Below are 17,782 nucleotides of genomic sequence, written 5' to 3' on the forward strand. Positions count from 1 at the left end.
CTCATGTCTACGTTCTATCGAATGAGCCTGCTTGTCTTTTTAGCGACTTGCCTAGGAATTGGTATTTTTAGATTTTCCTATACCGCACTCATGCCTATTATGATTGTGCAATATGGATGGACTCACGACTTTGCAAGCTACTTAGGAAGTGCAAATTTATTGGGCTATCTGGTTGGCGCACTATTGGCCCTGTTTAGCATTAAAGAAAAATCTATACCTGCTTTGATTATGACTTCGGCGGTTTTAGGCAGCTTAAGCCTACTCTGCTGTTCGTTTATACACATGTCTCTGGCTTGGTTTATTCTCTGGCGCACCATTTCAGGTATCGCAGGTGGCCTACTCATGATTTTAGCGCCCAGCTTTGCCATGAAAAATATTGCAATTAGCCAAAGGCTCAAAGTCAATTTTTTAGGGTTTAGTGGTATTGGCGCAGGCGTGTTATCTGCCACTCTCATTATTCCTGCACTTAAAAATATGCCTGTTCAATATGTCTGGGAAATTTTTGCCGTCATTTCCATTATTGGCAGTTTGGTACTTTTACAGTTATTAAGGCACCCACCTACCGAGTCCGTTCAAACGGCCAATCACGCTCCTCAAAACTTCAAACATTCACGTTTAGGACTGGTCATTATTATTGCTTATATGTGCAGTGCTTTTGCATATATCCCTCACTCTTTGTTTTGGATGGACTATTTATCGGGGACCCTACATTTTCCATTGCAACAACGAAACTTATTTTGGGTTCTTTATGGGGTCGGAAGTTGTGTTGGCGCCTTTGTGGCGTATTGTTTAAGCCGCCTTATTGGATATTTGCAGGCAATTAAATGTCTATACGGTGTCTATTGCTTGGCAGTTGCCCTACCATTTTTTTCACATGCTACTACTTTGCTCACTTTATCGTCCTTTCTTACAGGTTTACTCACACCTGCCACCGTATTTATTAGCTCTTACAGCCTGCTACAGATTTATGAACAGCGTTATCAAAAAATCTGGAGCCTTGCCACCATTGGGTTTGCCAGCACTCAGTTATTAGGTGGCGTTGTTATTAGTACTTTACATCACTTGCATTGGTCTTATGCCCATCTGTTTTTAATGGGCGGCATTGTTTTGTTATTTGCATTGAGCCTTTTAATTCCTATCCGTTCTTCCCTGCCGAACACTCTCGGAGAAACCAAATCGTGAAAACTTTATTCTTTCCTCTCTTTTTGATTGTTTTCGTACTCATTATTCAGGCTTTAGACCAAAGCTATCAAAAGAAAATTGGTATCTCTAAGCCCCAGAAGCATCCGGAATTTATGCAATAAAAAAAGCCCCTATATATAAGGGGCTTTTCCATTGAATAATCGTATATTGTCAAAATAAAAATTAATGAATAGATCAGTAGAACAAACCGCATAACAGCTATTTTAGTACGCTTATTAAAAACGCTTAACTGACAAAAAATGTCATATTATGTCAATGTAGAGAGCTATTTTCTAATCTATATTCAGTCAAAATTTATAATTTTTAATACTTAAAATTGAGCAAAACATGAGCAATAACAATTATATTGATGAGCTTTTAAAGCTCTTGGCGATGTTCGCTTTTATCGGTGTTTTATTACTGGCATTTAAATGTCAGACCATCTTTGCACTGGATATGACAACATCATACGAAGTCTCGGTAAGGATTATTATCTATATTGTCACAGCAGCTATTTTGGGCTTTTTAACACGCAATCATATTGAGTTTACAACACAATTTTTAATTGCTGTTCCATTTGCATACTTTTGGCTAGAGCCAATTCTTGACTACAAGGCCATTCAAACTATCCCAGATGTTCCGTTTTATCTCTCGGGTCATGGTCAAAGTTTAGGGCTACTCATCGTGATCATATTTTGTTTTGCCCTATGGGTATTTAAAGAAACAAGCTCAAACTCGCTTGAGTCTCAAAATGTCTAAATGAGGATTTTTAGGGAGTTTTATAAAGTTAAAAATCGTCACTGTACTCTATGTTTTTATAATATATATTTTAAGCAAATTAATTTATATCAATTAAAAACTCTAAAAATGTTCAATGTATCAAACCCAGCAAATGCTGTTGTTGTAGGTATTATCGCAATAATTGCTACAATTAGTCTTCTGATATGGAAGTTTAATTTTTATCTCGGTATAGATATATACACCAGTGGAGAGGTGCTATTTAAAACATTATTGTATGCCGCCCTAATAGGACTATTTAGTTACTATTTTCGCCATACAATTAAAATTAGTAATACAGTGATTTTATCATTACCGCTTTTTTTCTTTTGTATTCGGCCTATTCTAAACTACAAAATGACGCATACGATTGGAAATGTACCACTGTATGCAACACATCATGGGCAAGGCTTAATATTACTGAGTTTAACGATATTAGCATGTATATTGTGGGCATATACGGCTAATTCCTAGCTAAAATTTTAACGTTTTAAATTCTTATTTTTTATTACTTTTCAATATTATAAATCTAAAGACTTTAAAAGCCCTCAATTGAGGGCTTTTCTATGAAAGTTTAATCTTCCATATGTTGAATTATGGCATCGCCAAATTCTGAGCAACGTAACAAGGTCGCTCCTGGCATTAAACGCTCAAAATCATAAGTTACGGTTTTAGCTGCAATCGCCCCTGAAATACCTTTAATAATCAGGTCCGCTGCTTCTGTCCACCCCATATCACGGAGCATCATTTCAGCAGAGAGAATAATTGAACCCGGGTTGACTTTATCTTGCCCAGCATATTTAGGTGCAGTGCCATGCGTTGCTTCATACACTGCAATAGCTCCACCAATATTCGCACCTGGCGCAATCCCGATTCCCCCTACTTCTGCTGCTAAAGCATCTGAAATATAGTCACCATTTAAATTAAGGGTTGCAATTACAGAGTAGTCAGCAGGACGCATCAAGATTTGTTGCAAGAAAGCATCTGCAATCACGTCTTTAATAATGATGTCTTTACCATTTTTAGGGTTCTTAATTTTAACCCATGGGCCACCATCGATTAATTCACCACCGAAACGATCTAGCGCTAACTCATACCCCCATTCTTTAAAGGCACCTTCGGTATATTTCATAATGTTGCCTTTATGAACAAGAGTCACTGAAGGTTTGTCATTATCTATTGCAAACTGAATGGCCTTACGAACTAAGCGCTGTGTTCCTTCTTTGGAAACGGGTTTAATACCAATACCACATCCTTCAGGGAATCGAATTTTTGTGACCCCCATTTCTTCTTGAAGGAATTTAATAACTTTTTTAGCTTCTTCAGAATCTGCTTTCCATTCAATACCTGCATAAATATCTTCCGAGTTTTCACGGAAAATCACCATGTCAGTTAACTCAGGATGTTGAACGGGTGAAGGGACGCCTTGGAACCAACGCACAGGACGTACACATACATACAAATCCAGTTCTTGACGTAGTGCAACGTTGAGTGAACGAATACCACCACCGACTGGTGTAGTTAAAGGGCCTTTAATTGAAACTACAAATTCACGCAGCGCTTCAAAGGTTTCTTCCGGCATATAAGTACCGTAAATTTTATTGGCCTTTTCACCGCAATACACTTCCATCCATTCAATAGAGCGTTTGCCGCCATAGGCTTTTAAAATTGCCGCATCAACAACTTTTTTCATTGCCGGTGTAATATCTACACCAATACCGTCACCCTCAATGAAAGGAATAATTGGATGATTTGGTACATTCAGTGACAGGTCTGCTTTTACTGTAATTTTATCACCGTCGGCAGGAACCACGATCTTCTGATAACCCATTATGTAGATTCTCCCTTTTATAATATTTAACTAACCAAACAAAAATAATTATCGATAAACAATACTTTCAACTTTTATTAACGCATAATAGCTTAATCGAATTTAACCCTTTTTGAGATTTATGTGGGAAATAAGCAAATTTCGCACTTAAATATAGCTCAATGTTTTTACCGCTTATTTGAAAGAAGAAGTCATTTTTTATGAAAATCGTCATTCTCAACAAACCATATGACGTTCTCTCCCAGTTTCGTAAAGACGAAGCACACATGACGGTCTCTGACTTTGTAGATGACCCGACTTTGCGCATAGCAGGCCGTCTTGATATGGACTCTGAGGGTTTAGTTTTCTTAACTGATCATGGTGGTTTGAATCAGTTCATTACCAACCCTGCGAATAAAAAATACAAAACGTATTTAGTTCAAGTTGATGGCGATGTAACCGAAGAAGCACTCGAGCAGCTTCGTAAGGGTGTAGAGCTTAATGATGGTATGACTTTACCAGCTAAAGCAATTAAGGTAAGTGAGCCTGAATGGTTATGGGACCGCGATCCTCCTGTACGTTACCGTGCCAGCATTCCAACATCTTGGATTGAAATCTCTATTTGTGAAGGTCGTAACCGCCAAGTTCGTCGCATGACCTCTGCGGTAGGTTTTCCGACTTTACGTCTCATTCGTACAAAAATTGGTACGATTGACTTAGTTCAATTGGGATTACAACTGGGCGAAACCAAAGAAATTGAGCCTCTACTCTACCCAGACTTTAAAGATGTTCCGGCTGAACAACCTTATCGTTCACGTTCATATGTGAAAAAACCGGGTGGCACTGGCGGTAAGCCAATGGTTCGCAAGAACAAAGATGGTTCTGCGAAAAAATCTGGTACAAAGCGTATTTGGCAAATGGATGAAAGTGAAAAACCGCGTCGTAAGACTAACGGTACAACACGTCCAAATACCAAAGCACCACGTGGTCGTAGCCGCAATAGCCGATAAAAATATTTAAGTTTTAAAGCTCACGTTAGTGGGCTTTTTTTAATGACTTTTATTTTATAAAAATAAAAAGCCGGTGCTTATGCACCGGCTTTTAGCTATGTACTAACGAATTAGTAGTTAAGCCTGAACAGTTGAAAGCGCTGCATTGAATGTAGCACTTGGACGCATTACAGCGCTTACTTTCGCTGGGTCAACTGCATAGTAACCACCGATATCAGCCGGTTTACCTTGTACTTGAGCAAGCTCAGCAACGATCTTCTGTTCGTTTTCAGCTAATGCTTTTGCAAGTGGAGCAAATTTAGCTTTCAACTCAGCATCTTCGTTCTGTGCAGCAAGTGCTTCTGCCCAGTAAAGTGACAAATAGAAGTGACTGCCACGGTTGTCAAGTTCACCTGTACGACGTGATGGAGACTTGTCATTGTCAAGCAATTTACCAGTCGCTTCATCAAGTGTCTTCGCAAGTAACTTGGCACGAGCATTATTTTCTTTAATACCCATTTCTTCTAGAGAAACTGCAAGCGCAAGGAACTCACCAAGCGAATCCCAACGTAAGTGGTTTTCTTCAACAAGTTGTTGTACATGTTTAGGTGCTGAACCACCCGCACCAGTTTCGTACATGCCACCACCCGCCATAAGCGGAACGATAGACAACATTTTCGCAGAAGTACCAAGTTCCATAATTGGGAACAAGTCAGTTAAGTAGTCGCGTAAGATGTTACCAGTTACAGAAATTGTATCGAGGCCACGAACTACACGCTCAAGTGTGTAACGCATTGCACGTACTTGAGACATGATCTGGATATCAAGACCAGTCGTATCGTGATCTTTTAAGTACTTCTGTACTTTCTTGATCAATTCATTTTCGTGTGGACGGTATGGGTCAAGCCAGAAGATCGCAGGCATGCCTGAGTTACGTGCACGAGTTACTGCAAGTTTTACCCAGTCACGAATCGGAGCGTCTTTCACCTGACACATACGCCAGATATCGCCTTCTTCAACATTTTGAGTCAATAACACTTCACCAGTGTCAAGATCAGTAATGTTTGCAATACCTGCTTCAGGAATTTCAAAAGTCTTGTCGTGAGAACCGTATTCTTCAGCTTTTTGAGCCATCAAACCAACGTTTGGTACTGTACCCATTGTTTTTGGATCAAAGTTACCATGCCATTTACAGAAATTGATCATTTCTTGGTAAATACGGGCAAATGTTGATTCTGGCATTACTGCCTTAGCATCGTATTGCTTACCATCAGCACCCCACATTTTACCACCAGCACGGATCATTGCAGGCATAGAAGCATCTACGATGATGTCATTAGGTGAATGGAAGTTAGTGATACCTTTTGCTGAGTCGACCATCGCAAGTGCAGGACGGTGTTCTTGGCAAGCATGTAAATCTTCAATGATTTCTTCACGTAATGAGGTTGGAAGAGTTTCAATTTTCTCGTATAACCCAGCCATACCGTTATTTACGTTAATGCCTAATTCGTCAAACAACTTACCGTGTTTTTCGAAAGCTTCTTTATAGTAGATTTTCACACAGTGACCGAAAACGATCGGGTGTGAAACTTTCATCATTGTCGCTTTTACGTGTAATGAGAATAAAATTCCTGCTTCACGGCAGTCATCAAGTTGTTTCTCGTAGAAGTCACAAAGCGCTTTTTTGCTCATGAACATTGAGTCAATGATTTCGCCTTCTTGAAGCGCAACTTTTGGCTTAAGAACAATGCTCTTACCACTGTTTGTGATAAGTTCCATTTTTACATTGCGTGGACGGTCAAGTGTCATTGACTTTTCACCGTGGTAGAAGTCACCTTCTTCCATGTGTGAAACGTGAGTTTGCGACCATTGTTTCCACTCGCTCATTGAGTGAGGGTGTTTCTTAGCGTAATTTTTAACGGCAGCAGGAGCACGACGGTCAGAGTTACCTTCACGAAGAACAGGGTTTACTGCTGAACCTAGGCATTTGCCATAACGAGCTTTGATTGTTTTTTCTTCTTCAGTCGCTGGGTTTTCCGGATAGTCAGGAATTGCATAACCTTTAGATTGAAGTTCTTTAATACATGCTGTCAATTGCGCAACAGAGGCACTAATATTTGGGAGTTTGATAATGTTAGTATCTGGATCTTGTGTAAGACGACCTAGCTCAGCAAGGTTGTCGGATACCTTTTGCTCTTCACTTAGGTAGTCAGCGAATTCTGCGAGCACACGTGCAGCTACAGAGATGTCACTTTTAACAATCTCGATACCAGCTGGCTTAGTAAAGGTCTCAATGATCGGCAGTAGCGAATAAGTCGCCAATAATGGCGCCTCGTCAGTCAGTGTGTAAATGATGGTTGACTTTTCACCAGCCATATATAGCCCCTTCCGTTGAATTGAGTTTTGAGGACCGAGCTTTTGGCCCAGTGCCTACGAACCGATATGCTTAAATAAAACCCTGAGAGTATCGGCTCTCATTGGCTTTCAGTCAACGAAATATCCAGTGATAACGACATTTCGCAGCGAAATAATACATAATTTAAATCTATCGATAATAATCTTATACCTAACTTATGGTAATAAATGTGCTTTTACCAACTTTTTAGGTATAGAACAGTCTTAAATTACATGAGATATCTTTCAGAGTTCTGACAATTATTATACTTTTCATTCAAAACAAACTCAAAGATAAAGACTCTTTCTATGTTTTGAAGTTAGGAAAAAACAAAAACCGATGCACGAAACATCGGTTTTTTATAAATTAATTAACGGTTATTTAGGCTATTAACCATTTGTCAGCTTTACTTTGATCTTCAATAATAAGTTCAACTTCAGTTAAGTTTATGCTGTCACCTGTAACTTCAAACGACAATAACTCATCACGGCGGAAAGCCAAGACTGAGTAATTACCCTTTTGTTTAGCATATTTCTCAATAAGTTTTGTGGTCGCTTTTAGTCCATCAATTGCAATAATGACATCATTAGCAGAAATACCCGCTTTAGCACCAGCTCCCTCACGGTGAGCATTTTGTACTAACACACCTTCAGGCTTATCAGCTAGCTTTAAACCATAAGCTAAAGTCTTATCATTTTTAAGCGTATAGCTCAAACCAAACTCAGGGAATAACTGATCGAGTGGTAACTCTTCAGTAGTATTAATCAAATGATTGATTTGCTCTACCCAACTATCGCCTGTTAGCTCTTCACATAAATCAAAAATTGTACGCTCATTAACCTGAACACCGTTTTGCGTATTTTCATACAATCGACGCATTAAGGCATCAAGGCTAGAACCACGTAAACGTAAGCCTAAGTCCAAACATAAGGCAACTAATGCACCTTTGTTATAATAGCTCGTGCCTGCATTATTCGAATTTTCATCTTGACGATAAAATTTAATCCAAGCATCAAAACTTGATTCTGCTACTGTTTGAACAAAACGTCCCGGGTTTTGCAAATAGCGATCAATTTGTGATTTCAACAAATCTAAATAAGACTTTTGGGAAATCACGCCACTGCGCAATAAAATTAAATCATCGTAATACGAAGTAAACCCTTCAAAAATCCACAGTAGTGAGGTATAGCCTTCTTGATGCAGGTTGTAGTTCGCAAAATTTTCTGGACGGATAAACTTTACTAACCAAGAATGGAAATATTCATGACTGCATAAACCTAAGAAACGTTGATAATCTTTTGAAGGTTCAGTAGGTTCATTCGATTTCGGTAAATCATCTCGTGGAGTAATCAGACTTGTGCTATTGCAATGCTCTAGCCCACCATAACTATTCCCTGTTGCCATGGTCATGAAGGTATAGTTTTTAAACGGTGCCGAACCAAACAGATCAATTTCGGCTGCACAAATTTTTTCAATATCCGTTTTTAAACGATCAACATTCGTAGCGTGAGTACCTGAAATTACAAACTCATGTTCAATTCCATGCGTTTCGAAGCTAAAACGCGTTTGATCAGCCAGTTCAAATGGACTATCAATGAGTTGATCATAATGATCAGCTTTTAAAGTAAAACGTCCTTTTACTAAACTTTTTGAAGCTAATCCTGTTGCTAACTGAAAGTGTTTTAATTCATCCGGCAAAAAGATTTCTAATTCACATGCAGATTGTTCTTGGCCTTCTAAGCCTAAACACACACAGGCAGGGTTAATATATAAACGCGTTTGATCTACATAAGCACCACGTACTGATAAATCATATGCATAAACATCATATTCAACAGTAATTAACTCGTGATCGGTGTTAAATAAACGCCAGCGATTTTTTTCAGTCTTTTTAATATTGAGCATGCGTCCAGCTTCATCATAGGCCTTTACTGCCTCGATGTGCTTAGAAAACTCTCGAATGAGATAACTGCCCGGAATCCACGTTGGTAACCATAGTTCCTGATTTGGATTCGCTAAAAAGCGAATTGTCACGTGAACAAGGTGTTGTTTGTAATCATCGAACTCAATTTGATAATGCAACATAAATTCTTCAATTTAAAAATAAGAACGGTTTCACATTAGATTATCACTTTTTTGTATCGACTTGCGTAGATGTATTTTTTGGCAACAATTCACACTAGCCTTCTACAAAAAAAAGGCATAGCATGCTGGGCATCTGTGTTCCGTATTTGCCAGTAAACGTCAAGGTCACCTAGTGAAATTCTTCCTATCTCTTTTTACGCTGTTTAGTATTTTCTGTACTACTCTTACCAATGCTGCTCTACTTAATATTGCTCCTGAAAGTGTTGAAGCCGCTGCATGGACAATTGTAGATACCCAATCTGGTCAAATTATTGCTGAGCATAATAGTCATGTACAACGTGCGCCAGCATCTTTAACCAAAATGATGGTGGCCTATATTGCATTAAAAGAGATTAAGGCTGGAAAGTTAAAACTGAACGAAGTCATTACTGCAACACCAGTCGTAAGCGTGGTGCAGTGGGATGAATCACAAATGTACCTCAAAGCGGGCGAGCAAATTTCAGTTGATCAGCTCTTGGCTGGTTTAATTGTTATGTCTGCAAATGATGCAGCTGTGACTTTGGCTGAAAAAATTTCTGGTGATGTGCCTCATTTCGTAAAGCGTATGAATCAAGAAGCACAAGCGCTGGGTATGAAAGACACGCACTTTAGTAACCCTGCTGGCATTACAATGCCGGATCATTACACGACAGCTCATGATTTAAGCTTATTAAGTCAGGCAGTGATTCACCAGACCCCTGAATATTTACATTATTCGAAAATGCCGAGCTTTAGCTACAATCAACGTTTTCACCACGCGACGAACCTTGCTTTAAAATATGACCCATCTGTAGATGGCTTAAAAACTGGCTATACCAAAGCAGCAGGTTATAACTTGGCTCTAACAGCTTCACGCCCTTCATTTTCACCGAACTTACCGCAAAGACGTTTACTGGTAATTGTCTTAGGTACACCAAGTGCTGTGAAACGTGCTGAAATTGCAGATAAATTAATGAATCTTGCTTATGCTTATACACGTGATGAAGTGGTTATTCCTGAGCAAAAATTAATTGCTGAATTGCCTGTTATTAAATCAACTTTAAAAATGTTTAAAGTAGAAACTAAGCAGCCAACCATTGTTACGACTTCTTTATATGCTGAGCCAACACCAATTGATTTAAATACGTTTGATTATGCTACACAGCGTATTCAGGTTCTTGATAGTAATCAACAACCTAAAGTTATTGCTCCACTTGAAACAACTCAAACACGTGTAAATATTCAGTTAAATGAGCAAAAGTTAACAGCACCGTTAATGAAAGCGATGAATTTGGCAACAGTTTCAATTTATCAAAACAACCAGCTCATTCGCAGTCTTCAAATTGAAAATGATGTACACATTGAAGAAGCAAATATTTTTCAAAGAATTATGATGTGGTTCTCAAGCCTATTCTCAATCTTTTCATCAAGTGAGCACAGTGCAGCAAAACTCTACCCTATAGATTCGCACTAAAAACATCAAATTGTGCACAGATGCACAATAAATTTTATAAAGAAAAGATGGCATAATTCAGCCATCTTTTTTTATAGAAAAATAATTAGGTGATAAAAATGACCCAAAACTTACATCATATTGTTATTGTCGGTGGTGGTGCTGGTGGTTTAGAACTCGCCACACAACTTGGTGAAACTTTTGGGAAAAATGGTAAAGCCAAAATTACATTGGTTGACCAAAATCTAACTCATATCTGGAAACCATTACTTCATGAAATTGCGGCGGGTTCTTTAAATCCTCACGAAGAGCAAACCAATTATTTTGCCCATGCAGAAAAACACCACTATGAATTTGTGTTGGGAACATTCATAGCAGTAAATAAAGATAAGAAAATAATTGATTTAATTCCCCCTCAAGTCTCTAAAGAACAAAATACCCATATTCAACAACTCAGTTACGATACGCTGGTTTTAGCGCTTGGTTCAGTATCAAATGATTTCAATACACCCGGTGTTCGTGAAAACTGCCATTTCCTCGATAGCCGTAAACAGGCGGATATTTTCCAGCAAGATCTTTTACATTTATATATCGAAGCGCAAAATCAACCCGATCAACGTACATTAAATATTGGAATTATTGGTGCGGGGGCAACAGGTGTCGAACTTGCGGCTGAACTGATTGAAACGACCAAAAACTTTTATCGCTATGGTTTAAAAAAGATCCATCCGAATCAAGTCAAAATTACACTCATTGAGGCCTCAGAACGCATCCTCCCTGCTCTAAGTGAAAAAACAGCTGAACATAGCGCAAAACAGCTTCAAAAAATGGGTGTTGAAATTTTAACTAAACACCGGGTTGAAAAAATTGATGAACACTGTATCTATTTTAGTAATGGTAACCAACTCAACAGTGATATTACGGTATGGGCAGCTGGGGTAAAAGCACCAAAAGTACTTGAAAGTCTTAGCGATTTCGAACGTGACAATATTAACCGCTTAATGGTCTATGCAACGCTGCAGACCTATTCCGATCCTAATGTATTTGCATTTGGTGATTGTGCCCATTGCCAACTTGATGCAAGACACCCGCCTCTCGGACCACGCGCTCAAGTTGCTAGTCAACAAGCAAGCTTTTTAGTCGATGCTATGGCTGCTAGGCTAAATGGCCGATCACAACCGATGTTTACTTTTAATGACAAAGGTTCACTTGTGTCTTTAAGTCGTAATAAAGCGGTTGGAGAATTACTGGGGGATGTCAGTGTCCAAGGATATATTGCCAAAACGATGTATGTATCTTTATATCGTTTACATCAAGCAACAATTCACGGATACACTCAAGCTGGACTACTCACAATGAAAGATTTACTTACAAGACGAGTACGACCAAAAATTAAGCTGTATTGAGTTGAATTTTTTAAGTTCATCCCTATTTAGATAAAAACGCATTAGAAAAAGTGTTAAAGATTGAGATTTTGTAGTCTACAAAATTTATTTTTCACTTTATGATGTACGCTTTAATTGATTGAATGGATCAAAAACATGACTGCAATTGCAAATAACCACGTGGTTTCATTCCACTATAAATTAACAAACGCTGAGGGTGAAACACTTGATCAATCTCAAGGTGAACCACTTGCCTATTTGCATGGCGCAGGCAACATCATTCCTGGTTTAGAAAATGCATTAACTGGTAAGACTGTTGGTGATAAATTCACTGTTAACGTACCAGCTGCTGAAGGTTATGGCGAATACAACCCAGACCTAGTACAAGAAGTTCCTGCTCAAATGTTCCAAGGCGTTGATAACATTCAACCTGGTATGCAATTCCAAGCTCAAACAGATGACGGCGTTCAAATCGTTACTGTTAAAGCGGTTGAAGGTGACAACGTTATCGTTGATGCAAACTTCCCACTTGCTGGTCAAGATTTAACTTTTGAAGTTGAAATCGTAGAAATCCGTGAAGCTTCTCAAGAAGAATTAGATCACGGTCACGTACACGGTGCAGGTGGTCATCACCACTAAGTCTTCTTTTAGAAGATAATAAAAGGCAAAGCTTCGGCTTTGCTTTTTTTTATGTCTTTAATTTAATGCATTTGAAAACTTTATTTTATCTTTAATTTATATACCTCAAAAAAAGAAATCGTATTAATCAATAAAATTTTATAGGATAAAAATCTATAAGTAGAATGAAATAGGCTAAACACATGGCTTTTCCACATCATACAGAGCATCATGCCATTCAACGCTCAGGTTGGCTAAGAGCCTCAGTATTAGGCGCTAATGATGGCATTATTTCAGTGACTAGCTTAATTATGGGGATGGCTGCAAGTGGGGCAAGCTCACATACTCTATTTATCACTTGTGTTGCCGGGCTCATTTCAGGCGCAACCTCAATGGCTGCCGGAGAATATATTTCTGTTAAATCTCAAGAAGATATTGAAAAATCAGATTTAGCTATTGAGGCAAAAGAATTAAAAAAATACCCTCAAAAAGAATTGGATGAATTAACTCAAATCTATATTTCTAGGGGACTTTCAAAAGAACTAGCAAAGGAGGTAGCTATTCAGCTTACAACTCATGATGCTTTGGGTGCACATGCCCGAGATGAAATCGGTATTCATGAAAATACGGCGGCAAACCCAATTCAAGCAGCACTCTCCTCAGCAGCTTCATTTTCATTTGGGGCATTTTTCCCCATGCTTGCCATTTTGTTTAGCCCAGAGCATTTAATTATGCCAAGTGTGCTTATTACAGGTATCGCGGCATTAGCAATTTTAGGTGCCCTTTCGAGTTATTTTGCAGGCACTTCTAAAATCAAAGGTAGTTTACGTATTACCTTATGGGGTATTTTAGCGATGGCTTTTTCAAGCTGGATTGGTTCCTTATTTAATGTCACTCCTTTATAAGAGAGTTTTTTAAATAAGACTCTTAATATTTAAAAATTAAATAGCCAATATTATTTGCTCTTCATTCTATTTTCACGTTATGGTGAAGAGAAAGAATTGAGGTGAATAAAATGAGCCTATTACAACAACTTGCAATCAAACATCCAATTTTTCTGGCTCCAATGGCGGGCGTCTCTACTCCTGAATTAGCAGCCGAGGTTTCAAATCAAGGAGGCCTTGGATCATTAGGCTTAGGAGCAAACACACCGCAAAGTGCACGTGAACAAATTTTAAAAACTCAAGCGCTCACGGAAAACCCATTTCAAGTTAATTTTTTCTGTCATCAATCGACTGAGCTTAATGTAGAAAAAGCAAAACAATGGCTTGAGTACCTACGTCCTCATTTTGAAAAATTCGGTGCTCAACCGCCCCAAGAATTACACTGTATCTATCCAAGTTTTTTAGACAATGATGATTTTTTAAATGTTGTTTTAGAAACTAAGCCAAAAGCAGTAAGTTTTCACTTTGGTATTCCGCATCCGCATCAAATTAAAGCTTTAAAAGAGGCTGGTATTTTGACTATGGTTTCGGCAACTAATTTGATCGAAGCTCAAGCTATTGAGGCAGCGGGCATCGATATTATTATTGCCCAAGGGATTGAGGCAGGTGGGCATAGAGGAATTTTCAACCAAACTTTTGATGGGGCAATTAAAACTAGTGACTTGGTTCAACTGATTGTGCAGCACTGTACACTTCCGGTTGTAGCCGCAGGTGGCATAATGACTGGCTTACAAGCCAAACATATGTTGGGCTTAGGCGCAGCCGCAGTCCAATTAGGGACAGCATTTGTTCAATGCCAAACTTCAAATGCTTCTGCCGAATATCGCAAAGCCCTATTTAGTAAACCTGTAACACAGATTAGTGCTAGTCTTTCTGGACGCCCTGCTCGGGGGATACTCAACCATTGGCATACAAAAATTGATTCACCTACTCGCCCTGTACAACCCGAATATCCTTATACCTATGATTTAGCAAAGCAACTAAATGCTCTTGCAAGCAAACACCAAGATTACGGTTTTGGTGCTTTTTGGGCAGGAAGTAACGTTGCACAAATACGTGAACTTGAAGCACCTGATCTGGTTAATCAACTGGTCGTTGAAATGCTAGACAGTGAATAGATAAAAATTCCAAGCAACCAGTCTCTGTACTGGTTGCTTTATTTTAGTGAGTATCTAATAAATTAACCTGTTCAACCTGAACATCGCTCATCAAATTACCTTCAGCAAGCAATTGATTAAAATAGCTCTCAACAACTAAAGCTTGTTCAGCAGTCGTTTCAACTTTATACATGTTTTGTCGAAACTCATTACTTGAGCGTAAACCTTTGGTGTACCAAGCAATATGCTTACGGGCAATACGACAACCGGAGTATTCACCATAAAACTGATATAACTCAGACAAATGCCCTAAAAGCACTTCTTTAACTTCTTCAATATTCGGAGCAGCAAGGTGTTCACCAGTTTTTAAGTAATGGGCAATTTCACGAAAAATCCACGGTCGACCTTGTGCAGCCCGCCCAATCATAATTGCATCCGCCCCAGTATAGTCCAGCACATATTTTGCTTTCTCAGGACTATCAATATCACCATTAGCAATCACAGGAATATGAATTAATTCTTTAACATGCTTAATCAATTCATAACGAGCGGTATTTAGATACATATCTTCACGCGTACGGCCGTGTAATGCTAATGCAGCGATGCCTGCCTCTTCGGCACGCTTAGCCACCCGTAGAATATTCTCTTGGCCATTTAAAAATCCCAAACGGGTTTTTAAAGTTACCGGAACATCAACTGCTGCAACGACTGCATCTAATATTCGAGCTACCAAATCTTCATCTTGTAATAATGCTGAACCCGCTAATTTATTACATACTTTCTTTGCAGGACATCCCATATTGATATCAACAATTTGCGCGCCATTTGCGACTTGGTAACGAGCCGCTTCAGCCAACTGTTCTGGATCAGAACCAGCAATCTGTGCAGAAATTGGAGCTAACTCTCCATCAAAATTAGCACGATAAAGACTTTTTTTAGTCATACGTAAAGTCTTATCAGCAGTCATCATTTCACTGACTGCATGACCCGCACCAAAATACTTGCACAGCGTTCTAAATGGACGGTCAGTTACACCGGCCATAGGGGCAACAATTAAATTATTTGACAGTTGATAGGGACCAATATACATATATATTCATACAATTGATGATCGGCATAGTATACTTCATCCGCTTGATCAGCTCATCTTTTTATGCAGGTGTCCTCCTCTCCATGAACAAACCGTTGTCTTCCCGTTTTTTATTTAAATCATTCGGTATGGTTGCCGTATGCATGAGTTTAGCTGCTTGTGGAGATAAAGCCTGGTGGTCAAATAATGATGAGCCTGAATTAGAAAGCCAGCAAATCAAACGTCTCATCCCATCTCGTGTGCATGACCGTGAGTCATGGGCTAAAGATATTGATGACATTATGAAAGACTTAGACATTCCTAAAACCAAACAAAATGTCTGTAGTATTGTGGCGGTCGTTGATCAGGAATCCAATTTTGTTGCCAATCCTCAAGTGCCAGGATTAGGACAAAAAGCGGTTGAGGAAGTCAGTACACGTTTAAATGAAAAATTTGAAGATAAGCTTGGCAAAACTATTGGTGGAACAATTGCAGGTTACTTTGAAGAAGTACTAAGAACCCAACCCTCTCCTGACAATAACTATATGAGTCAGATGCGTAAAGTTAAAACCGAGAAAGACCTTGATTTACTTTACCGAGAAATTTTCGACTTTATGGCCAAACACTATCATGTAAGTGCTTTGACTGGCGCAGCTAAATTAGTTGGACAAGATATTGGCGAAAAAATGAATCCGATCACTACACTGGGTTCAATGCAAGTTCATATTAACTATGCTAAAGCAAACAAACGCTCGAGTATGAATACTGCTGCACTACGTGATGACTTATATACCGAGTATGGCGGCCTTTATTATGGAATTCACCGTTTAATGGTTTATCCGGCAGATTATGATAAAGCCATTTATCGTTTTGCAGATTACAACTCTGGTATGTACTCTAGTCGTAATGCAGCTTTTCAAAAAATGCTAAAAGAACTCACCGACAAGGATATAAGTCTTGATGGCGATTTACTCCTTTACACAAAAGATGGTGATCCACGCGCAACTCAAAGCGAGTCAGAAAAAGAACTAATTACCGTATTTGCTAGTAATAATGTTTTAGTTACACCAAGACAGATTCGTGATGATCTAAAATTAGAAAAAGAAAAAAAGTTTGAGAGTACTCAAACTTATATTGCGCTGACTAAACTTTATAAATCAAAAACTGGCAAAGATCCGCTCTATGCAATTATGCCGCAAGTGGTGATTTCTGGGCCTAAACTAAGTCGTGACTATAATACTAACTGGTATGCAACCCGCGTAAACGGACGATATGAAACATGTATGCAACGAGCGAAACGAATAAGACTATAAAAAATCTCGCCCTGTTCGATTTTGATGGAACCTTGTGCAGTAAAGACAGTTTTACAGGGTTCATCTTTTATGCGTTGTCTAAACGCCATATTGTGAAGCAAGGCTTGAAAATCCTGCCATGGATTCAAGCCTATTATCTTAACTTTTATCCAGCCCATGCGATGCGTGCTAAGCTATTTCGTAGCATGTTCAGAGATACTCCTGCAATTGAATTGCAAAGACTAGGCGAAGAATACGCACAAGAACTCGTCTCTGCACTTTCACCTGAAATTTTTGCACAATTACAGCAACACCAGCTATTAGGTGATCAGGTGGTATTAGTTTCTGCTTCCATTGATATCTATCTTGCTCCACTTTGCAAATTACTAGGTATCGAATTAATTTGTACTGAAACTCAAGTTAAAAATGGCATGATGACAGGTTACTACTCAACTCCGGATTGTAGTAGTGAGCAAAAGAAGTTAAGAATACATGAGCAATATTCTCTAAAGCATTATCAGCGAATCTATGCGTATGGAAATAGCTCAGAAGATTTAGACATGCTTAGTCTTGCTACACATCCTTTTATGGTCGGTGAAGATCGAATCTTGCCCTCATTAACCCCACAAAAAAAGCTCGCATGATGCGAGCTTTTTTAATTTAGAACA

At 38.8% G+C, this 17,782-nt stretch carries 16 protein-coding genes; 12 read left to right on the forward strand and 4 right to left on the reverse strand.

Annotation, left to right across the window (positions count from 1 at the left end; translation table 11 throughout):
• Positions 1-3 precede the first annotated feature (3 nt).
• The 4 genes from KNQ97_RS04455 to KNQ97_RS04470 all read left to right on the forward strand — a co-directional run bounded on the left by KNQ97_RS04455 (position 4) and on the right by KNQ97_RS04470 (position 2,433).
• Entirely contained in the window at positions 4-1,182 is a 1,179-nt protein-coding gene (locus KNQ97_RS04455; protein WP_253611924.1) for a YbfB/YjiJ family MFS transporter, read from the forward strand.
• The gene (locus KNQ97_RS04460; protein WP_253611925.1) at positions 1,179-1,304 is read left to right on the forward strand and encodes a hypothetical protein; all 126 of its coding nucleotides are present in this window, start codon (positions 1,179-1,181) and stop codon (positions 1,302-1,304) included. Before KNQ97_RS04455 ends, KNQ97_RS04460 begins: the two co-directional genes overlap by 4 nt.
• A gap of 226 nt (positions 1,305-1,530) precedes the next feature.
• The gene (locus KNQ97_RS04465; RefSeq protein WP_000069664.1) at positions 1,531-1,941 is read left to right on the forward strand and encodes a hypothetical protein; all 411 of its coding nucleotides are present in this window, start codon (positions 1,531-1,533) and stop codon (positions 1,939-1,941) included.
• Complete coding sequence (locus KNQ97_RS04470; RefSeq protein WP_001218088.1) at positions 1,942-2,433, forward strand: hypothetical protein; 492 nt, start codon at positions 1,942-1,944, stop codon at positions 2,431-2,433.
• A gap of 100 nt (positions 2,434-2,533) precedes the next feature.
• Here KNQ97_RS04470 and icd read toward each other — a convergent pair whose 3' ends face one another.
• On the reverse strand, positions 2,534-3,790 hold the full coding sequence (gene icd, locus KNQ97_RS04475; RefSeq protein WP_000542119.1) for an NADP-dependent isocitrate dehydrogenase: 1,257 nt from the start codon (positions 3,788-3,790) through the stop codon (positions 2,534-2,536).
• 200 nt (positions 3,791-3,990) lie between these two features.
• On the opposite strand from icd, the gene KNQ97_RS04480 reads away from it, so the two are divergent.
• Positions 3,991-4,779 (forward strand): rRNA large subunit pseudouridine synthase E, encoded by a 789-nt coding sequence (locus KNQ97_RS04480; RefSeq protein ID WP_253611926.1) that lies wholly within the window; start codon positions 3,991-3,993, stop codon positions 4,777-4,779.
• 117 nt (positions 4,780-4,896) lie between these two features.
• Here KNQ97_RS04480 and KNQ97_RS04485 read toward each other — a convergent pair whose 3' ends face one another.
• Positions 4,897-7,134, reverse strand: coding sequence for an NADP-dependent isocitrate dehydrogenase (locus KNQ97_RS04485; protein WP_000896679.1), 2,238 nt, complete (start codon positions 7,132-7,134; stop codon positions 4,897-4,899).
• A gap of 400 nt (positions 7,135-7,534) precedes the next feature.
• Complete coding sequence (locus KNQ97_RS04490) at positions 7,535-9,238, reverse strand: M61 family metallopeptidase (protein WP_253611927.1); 1,704 nt, start codon at positions 9,236-9,238, stop codon at positions 7,535-7,537.
• A 172-nt stretch (positions 9,239-9,410) separates the two neighbouring features.
• On the opposite strand from KNQ97_RS04490, the gene KNQ97_RS04495 reads away from it, so the two are divergent.
• The 5 genes from KNQ97_RS04495 to KNQ97_RS04515 all read left to right on the forward strand — a co-directional run bounded on the left by KNQ97_RS04495 (position 9,411) and on the right by KNQ97_RS04515 (position 14,774).
• Positions 9,411-10,730, forward strand: coding sequence for a D-alanyl-D-alanine carboxypeptidase PBP6B (locus KNQ97_RS04495; RefSeq protein WP_000667902.1), 1,320 nt, complete (start codon positions 9,411-9,413; stop codon positions 10,728-10,730).
• A 98-nt stretch (positions 10,731-10,828) separates the two neighbouring features.
• On the forward strand, positions 10,829-12,115 hold the full coding sequence (locus KNQ97_RS04500) for an NAD(P)/FAD-dependent oxidoreductase (protein WP_000193143.1): 1,287 nt from the start codon (positions 10,829-10,831) through the stop codon (positions 12,113-12,115).
• Positions 12,116-12,250: 135 nt separating this feature from the next.
• Positions 12,251-12,733, forward strand: coding sequence for a peptidylprolyl isomerase (locus KNQ97_RS04505; RefSeq protein ID WP_000123995.1), 483 nt, complete (start codon positions 12,251-12,253; stop codon positions 12,731-12,733).
• A 182-nt stretch (positions 12,734-12,915) separates the two neighbouring features.
• Positions 12,916-13,617, forward strand: a complete 702-nt coding sequence (locus tag KNQ97_RS04510; protein WP_000885360.1) for a VIT family protein — start codon at positions 12,916-12,918, stop codon at positions 13,615-13,617.
• 110 nt (positions 13,618-13,727) lie between these two features.
• Complete coding sequence (locus KNQ97_RS04515) at positions 13,728-14,774, forward strand: nitronate monooxygenase family protein (RefSeq protein WP_000055195.1); 1,047 nt, start codon at positions 13,728-13,730, stop codon at positions 14,772-14,774.
• A gap of 43 nt (positions 14,775-14,817) precedes the next feature.
• Here KNQ97_RS04515 and dusB read toward each other — a convergent pair whose 3' ends face one another.
• Positions 14,818-15,843 carry a tRNA dihydrouridine synthase DusB gene (gene dusB / locus KNQ97_RS04520; RefSeq protein ID WP_000275423.1) on the reverse strand — a complete coding sequence of 342 codons (1,026 nt, stop codon included), beginning with the start codon at positions 15,841-15,843 and terminating at the stop codon, positions 14,818-14,820.
• A gap of 83 nt (positions 15,844-15,926) precedes the next feature.
• Here dusB and KNQ97_RS04525 point away from each other — a divergent pair, with 83 nt between their 5' ends.
• Together KNQ97_RS04525 and KNQ97_RS04530 are read left to right on the forward strand one after the other, a co-directional pair.
• Positions 15,927-17,135, forward strand: coding sequence for a DUF1615 domain-containing protein (locus KNQ97_RS04525; protein ID WP_001039856.1), 1,209 nt, complete (start codon positions 15,927-15,929; stop codon positions 17,133-17,135).
• Positions 17,102-17,758 (forward strand): HAD-IB family hydrolase, encoded by a 657-nt coding sequence (locus KNQ97_RS04530; protein ID WP_000271367.1) that lies wholly within the window; start codon positions 17,102-17,104, stop codon positions 17,756-17,758. Before KNQ97_RS04525 ends, KNQ97_RS04530 begins: the two co-directional genes overlap by 34 nt.
• Positions 17,759-17,782 lie beyond the last annotated feature (24 nt).

The organism is Acinetobacter sp. UC24323 (genome assembly GCF_024151445.1).
In the GTDB taxonomy this organism is placed as follows: Bacteria; Pseudomonadota; Gammaproteobacteria; order Pseudomonadales; family Moraxellaceae; genus Acinetobacter; species Acinetobacter baumannii.